Raw genomic sequence first — 5924 nt, 5'->3', positions numbered from 1 at the left:
AAAGCAAAAACCCCTCCGTCTTGCGAGGGAGGGGTTTTCTGGATAAAAGCCTGACGATAACCTACTTTCACACTGGTTGCAGCACTATCATTGGCGCAGAGTCGTTTCACGGTCCTGTTCGGGATGGGAAGGGGTGGTACCAACTCGCTATGGTCATCAGGCATAACTTGTTGACTTGATGTTTCCTTGGCGGAGAACAACAAATCCAATTGGGAAGAAGCTTAGTAGAGTGTGCGTCAGAGGGTTAGTCTTCGCACTAATCAGGTTTTATGGATCCCTGATAGACCATCAGGGATCCGTGCTCATGGTGGGGCACACCACAAGACTTAGGCGGTTGTGACTGTTTGCGAACAAAGGCAAACACACAAATACTTGTCGTAGTCTACAACCTGCTAAGGTTATAGGGACAAGCCGCACGGGCAATTAGTACTGGTTAGCTTAATGCATTACTGCACTTCCACACCCAGCCTATCAACGTCCTGGTCTCGAACGACCCTTTAGGGGAATCTAGTTCCCGGGAAGTCTCATCTTAAGGCGAGTTTCCCGCTTAGATGCTTTCAGCGGTTATCTCTTCCGAACATAGCTACTCGGCAATGCCACTGGCGTGACAACCGATACACCAGAGGTTCGTCCACTCCGGTCCTCTCGTACTAGGAGCAGCCCCCTTCAAACTTCCAACGCCCACGGCAGATAGGGACCAAACTGTCTCACGACGTTTTAAACCCAGCTCACGTACCACTTTAAATGGCGAACAGCCATACCCTTGGGACCGGCTACAGCCCCAGGATGTGATGAGCCGACATCGAGGTGCCAAACTCCCCCGTCGATATGAACTCTTGGGAGGAATCAGCCTGTTATCCCCAGAGTACCTTTTATCCGTTGAGCGATGGCCCTTCCATACAGAACCACCGGATCACTATGTCCTACTTTCGTACCTGCTCGACTTGTCAGTCTCGCAGTTAAGCACGCTTATGCCATTGCACTATCGTCACGATGTCCGACCGTAACTAGCGTACCTTCGAACTCCTCCGTTACACTTTGGGAGGAGACCGCCCCAGTCAAACTGCCTACCATGCACTGTCCCCGACCCGGATAACGGGCCAAGGTTAGAACCTCAAACAAACCAGGGTGGTATTTCAAGGATGGCTCCACGAGAACTGGCGTCCCCGCTTCAAAGCCTCCCACCTATCCTACACAGACCGGTTCAAAGTCCAATGCAAAGCTACAGTAAAGGTTCATGGGGTCTTTCCGTCTAGCCGCGGGTAGATTGCATCATCACAAACATTTCAACTTCGCTGAGTCTCGGGAGGAGACAGTGTGGCCATCGTTACGCCATTCGTGCAGGTCGGAACTTACCCGACAAGGAATTTCGCTACCTTAGGACCGTTATAGTTACGGCCGCCGTTTACTGGGACTTCAATCAAGAGCTTGCACCCCATCATTTAATCTTCCAGCACCGGGCAGGCGTCACACCCTATACGTCCACTTTCGTGTTTGCAGAGTGCTGTGTTTTTATTAAACAGTCGCAGCCACCAGTTTATTGCAACCCCTTCGTCCTTCTGGCGCAGGCCAGTCAAACTACAAGGGCGTACCTTATCCCGAAGTTACGGTACCAATTTGCCGAGTTCCTTCTCCCGAGTTCTCTCAAGCGCCTTAGAATACTCATCTCGCCCACCTGTGTCGGTTTGCGGTACGGTCTCGTATGACTGAAGCTTAGAGGCTTTTCTTGGAACCACTTCCGATTGCTTCGTGAACAAGTTCACTCGTCCCAACCCCTTGAATTATGTGCCCGGATTTGCCTAAGCACCTTCTTTGAGCCAGAAACCGACTATTCCAACAGTCGGACAACCTTCCGCGATCCGTCCCCCCATCGCATCATACGACGGTGCAGGAATATTAACCTGCTTCCCATCAGCTACGCATCTCTGCCTCGCCTTAGGGGCCGACTCACCCTGCTCCGATGAACGTTGAACAGGAAACCTTGGGCTTACGGCGTGGGAGCTTTTCACTCCCATTATCGCTACTCATGTCAGCATTCGCACTTCTGATACCTCCAGCATCCTTTACAAGACACCTTCGCAGGCTTACAGAACGCTCTCCTACCATATCCTTACGGATATCCGCAGCTTCGGTGACTGGCTTAGCCCCGTTACATCTTCCGCGCAGGACGACTCGATCAGTGAGCTATTACGCTTTCTTTAAAGGATGGCTGCTTCTAAGCCAACCTCCTGACTGTTTTAGCCTTCCCACTTCGTTTTCCACTTAGCCAATCTTTGGGACCTTAGCTGGCGGTCTGGGTTGTTTCCCTCTTGACGCCGGACGTTAGCACCCGACGTCTGTCTCCCAAGCTCGCACTCATCGGTATTCGGAGTTTGCAATGGTTTGGTAAGTCGCGATGACCCCCTAGCCATAACAGTGCTCTACCCCCGATGGTGATACTTGAGGCACTACCTAAATAGTTTTCGGAGAGAACCAGCTATTTCCAAGTTTGTTTAGCCTTTCACCCCTACCCACAGCTCATCCCCTAATTTTTCAACATTAGTGGGTTCGGTCCTCCAGTGCGTGTTACCGCACCTTCAACCTGGCCATGAGTAGATCACTTGGTTTCGGGTCTACACCCAGCGACTAATTCGCCCTGTTCGGACTCGATTTCTCTACGGCTTCCCTATGCGGTTAACCTTGCCACTGAATGTAAGTCGCTGACCCATTATACAAAAGGTACGCAGTCACGGATCAAGTCCGCTCCTACTGTTTGTATGCACACGGTTTCAGGATCTATTTCACTCCCCTTCCGGGGTTCTTTTCGCCTTTCCCTCACGGTACTGGTTCACTATCGGTCGATATCGAGTATTTAGCCTTGGAGGATGGTCCCCCCATGTTCAGACAGGATTTCACGTGTCCCGCCCTACTTGTCGCAAGTCTAGTCTCACACCAGGGATTTCGTATAAGGGGCTATCACCCTCTATGGCCGGACTTTCCATTCCGTTCTACTATCGCTGATGCTATCTCTTGCAGGCTGTTCCCATTTCGCTCGCCACTACTTTGGGAATCTCGGTTGATTTCTTTTCCTGTAGCTACTTAGATGTTTCAGTTCGCCACGTTCGCTTTGCATTCCTATGTATTCAGAATGCAATGACCTTACGGCCGGGTTTCCCCATTCGGAAATCTGCGGATCAATGTGTGTTTGCTCACTCCCCGCAGCTTATCGCAAGCTACTACGTCCTTCATCGCCTGATATCGCCAAGGCATCCACCATGTGCACTTAGTCACTTGTCCCTATAACGTTAGCCTCTGTACAAACCAAAGTAGAAACCTACTTTGGTTTGGCCTAGTCAGATAAAAATCACTGGCAGAGCCAGGTGATTTTTAGTTCAAACTCACTAAACCCTGCACAAAGAACGGTATAGTTCTTTACTACTATTGAGTATTTCTTTAGCGTTTGCCGTATCTCAAGGAATTTGATTTCTAAAACTACTTCTTCAAACTCGCTTTTAATACTATGTTTGTTCGATACAATCACAACCCTTCCATAATTTCCATGACACACTGTCGTGCGCCACTTCCTTTACAGAAATAATTTTGATTATTTCTACTTTACTTCTTCCTAATTGTTAAAGAACGAGAACTTCTTAATCTTTCTAACGAAAGACCAAACCTAAATCCGCTTCATTGTGCGCGCTGCGCGCTCACAATCTTGACTTAGGTTTGGTATTTCTGGTGGAGGTTGACGGGATCGAACCGACGACCCCCTGCTTGCAAAGCAGGTGCTCTCCCAGCTGAGCTAAACCCCCGAAACCTGGTGGGTCTGGTTGGGCTCGAACCAACGACCCCCGCGTTATCAACACGGTGCTCTAACCAACTGAGCTACAGACCCGCTACTGATGCTACTGGCAGCTGATCGGTCGTTATTTCTTCCCGACGCAAACCGTTCTCTTCTTACTTCTTAACAGTCAATAAGTGTGGACACTTAACTTCAGCGCACTCTAGAAAGGAGGTGATCCAGCCGCACCTTCCGATACGGCTACCTTGTTACGACTTCACCCCAGTCACGAATCCTACCGTGGTAAGCGCCCTCCTTGCGGTTAAGCTACCTACTTCTGGTAAAACCCGCTCCCATGGTGTGACGGGCGGTGTGTACAAGACCCGGGAACGTATTCACCGCGACATGCTGATCCGCGATTACTAGCGATTCCAACTTCATGTAGTCGAGTTGCAGACTACAATCCGGACTACGATACACTTTCTGGGATTAGCTCCCCCTCGCGGGTTGGCGGCCCTCTGTATGTACCATTGTATGACGTGTGAAGCCCTACCCATAAGGGCCATGAGGACTTGACGTCATCCCCACCTTCCTCCGGTTTGTCACCGGCAGTCTCATTAGAGTGCCCTTTCGTAGCAACTAATGACAAGGGTTGCGCTCGTTGCGGGACTTAACCCAACATCTCACGACACGAGCTGACGACAGCCATGCAGCACCTGTGTTACAGTTTTCTTTCGAACACTCCCTGATCTCTCAGGGATTCTGTACATGTCAAGGGTAGGTAAGGTTTTTCGCGTTGCATCGAATTAATCCACATCATCCACCGCTTGTGCGGGTCCCCGTCAATTCCTTTGAGTTTTAATCTTGCGACCGTACTCCCCAGGCGGTCTACTTCACGCGTTAGCTGCGTTACCAAGTCAATTAAGACCCGACAACTAGTAGACATCGTTTAGGGCGTGGACTACCAGGGTATCTAATCCTGTTTGCTCCCCACGCTTTCGTGCATGAGCGTCAGTGTTATCCCAGGGGGCTGCCTTCGCCATCGGTATTCCTCCACATATCTACGCATTTCACTGCTACACGTGGAATTCTACCCCCCTCTGACACACTCTAGCCATACAGTCTCAAATGCAGTTCCCAGGTTGAGCCCGGGGATTTCACATCTGACTTATATAACCGCCTGCGCACGCTTTACGCCCAGTAATTCCGATTAACGCTTGCACCCTACGTATTACCGCGGCTGCTGGCACGTAGTTAGCCGGTGCTTATTCTTCAGGTACCGTCATTAGTAATTTGTATTAGAAATCACCGTTTCTTCCCTGACAAAAGAGCTTTACAACCCGAAGGCCTTCTTCACTCACGCGGCATTGCTGGATCAGGGTTGCCCCCATTGTCCAAAATTCCCCACTGCTGCCTCCCGTAGGAGTCTGGGCCGTGTCTCAGTCCCAGTGTGGCTGGTCGTTCTCTCAAACCAGCTACTGATCGTCGCCTTGGTAGGCTTTTACCCTACCAACTAGCTAATCAGATATCGGCCACTCCATGAGCATGAGGTCTTGCGATCCCCCACTTTCCACCTTAGTGCGTATGCGGTATTAGCGTAACTTTCGCTACGTTATCCCCCACTCTAGGGTATGTTCCGATATATTACTCACCCGTTCGCCACTCGTCGCCAGATTGCTCCGCGTTACCGTTCGACTTGCATGTGTAAGGCATGCCGCCAGCGTTCAATCTGAGCCAGGATCAAACTCTTCAGTTTAATCTCTGTTTGGTGCCATTTCTGGCAACGTTATTGCTAACGTTTCGCTCACTCAAAATAACTGACAGGCTTTTCTCTTGCGAGAAAGTCCTATTATTTACTTCTTGCGAACATTTGATATTTTTTAAGTTTAACTAATCCACCGAAGCAGATCAGCCGCGCTTTCTATCAAGTGCCCACATTTATTGACTGTTAATTGTTAAAGATCTGTATTCTGTTTTACACTCTACAGTATCGCTACCGGAGCTCTCCGCTTCGCTGCAAATCGTTTTGTTTGTCAGCAGCAGAGAAACGAGATTATGTAGTATTTAATTCGCTTCGTCAACTTCTTTTTAACTCGGCGCTTTCTTTTTTACTACCGCACTTCTTGCCTTGCTTCTCTCGCTTTTTACTTCTTTTTCCGTCTTC

Annotated in this window: 2 tRNA genes and 3 rRNA genes; all 5 read right to left on the bottom strand. The window is 49.7% G+C overall.

Annotated elements, in window-relative coordinates:
• Positions 1-48: 48 nt before the first annotated feature.
• A 5S ribosomal RNA gene (gene rrf, locus ACO0LO_RS28855) occupies positions 49-161 on the bottom strand.
• A 241-nt stretch (positions 162-402) separates the two neighbouring features.
• Positions 403-3276 (bottom strand): 23S ribosomal RNA (locus ACO0LO_RS28850).
• Positions 3277-3715: 439 nt separating this feature from the next.
• A tRNA-Ala gene (locus ACO0LO_RS28845) sits at positions 3716-3791 on the bottom strand.
• Positions 3792-3797: 6 nt separating this feature from the next.
• Positions 3798-3874, bottom strand: a tRNA-Ile gene (locus ACO0LO_RS28840).
• 113 nt (positions 3875-3987) lie between these two features.
• Positions 3988-5516 (bottom strand): 16S ribosomal RNA (locus ACO0LO_RS28835).
• Together the 16S, 23S and 5S rRNA genes with 2 tRNA genes alongside form the textbook arrangement of a ribosomal RNA operon.
• Positions 5517-5924 lie beyond the last annotated feature (408 nt).

It is taken from the genome of Undibacterium sp. TJN25 (assembly GCF_049339885.1).
GTDB lineage: Bacteria > Pseudomonadota > Gammaproteobacteria > Burkholderiales > Burkholderiaceae_D > Undibacterium.
Note: the sequence above shows the minus strand (reverse complement) of the source record. Positions and strands in the feature narration are given on the sequence as shown.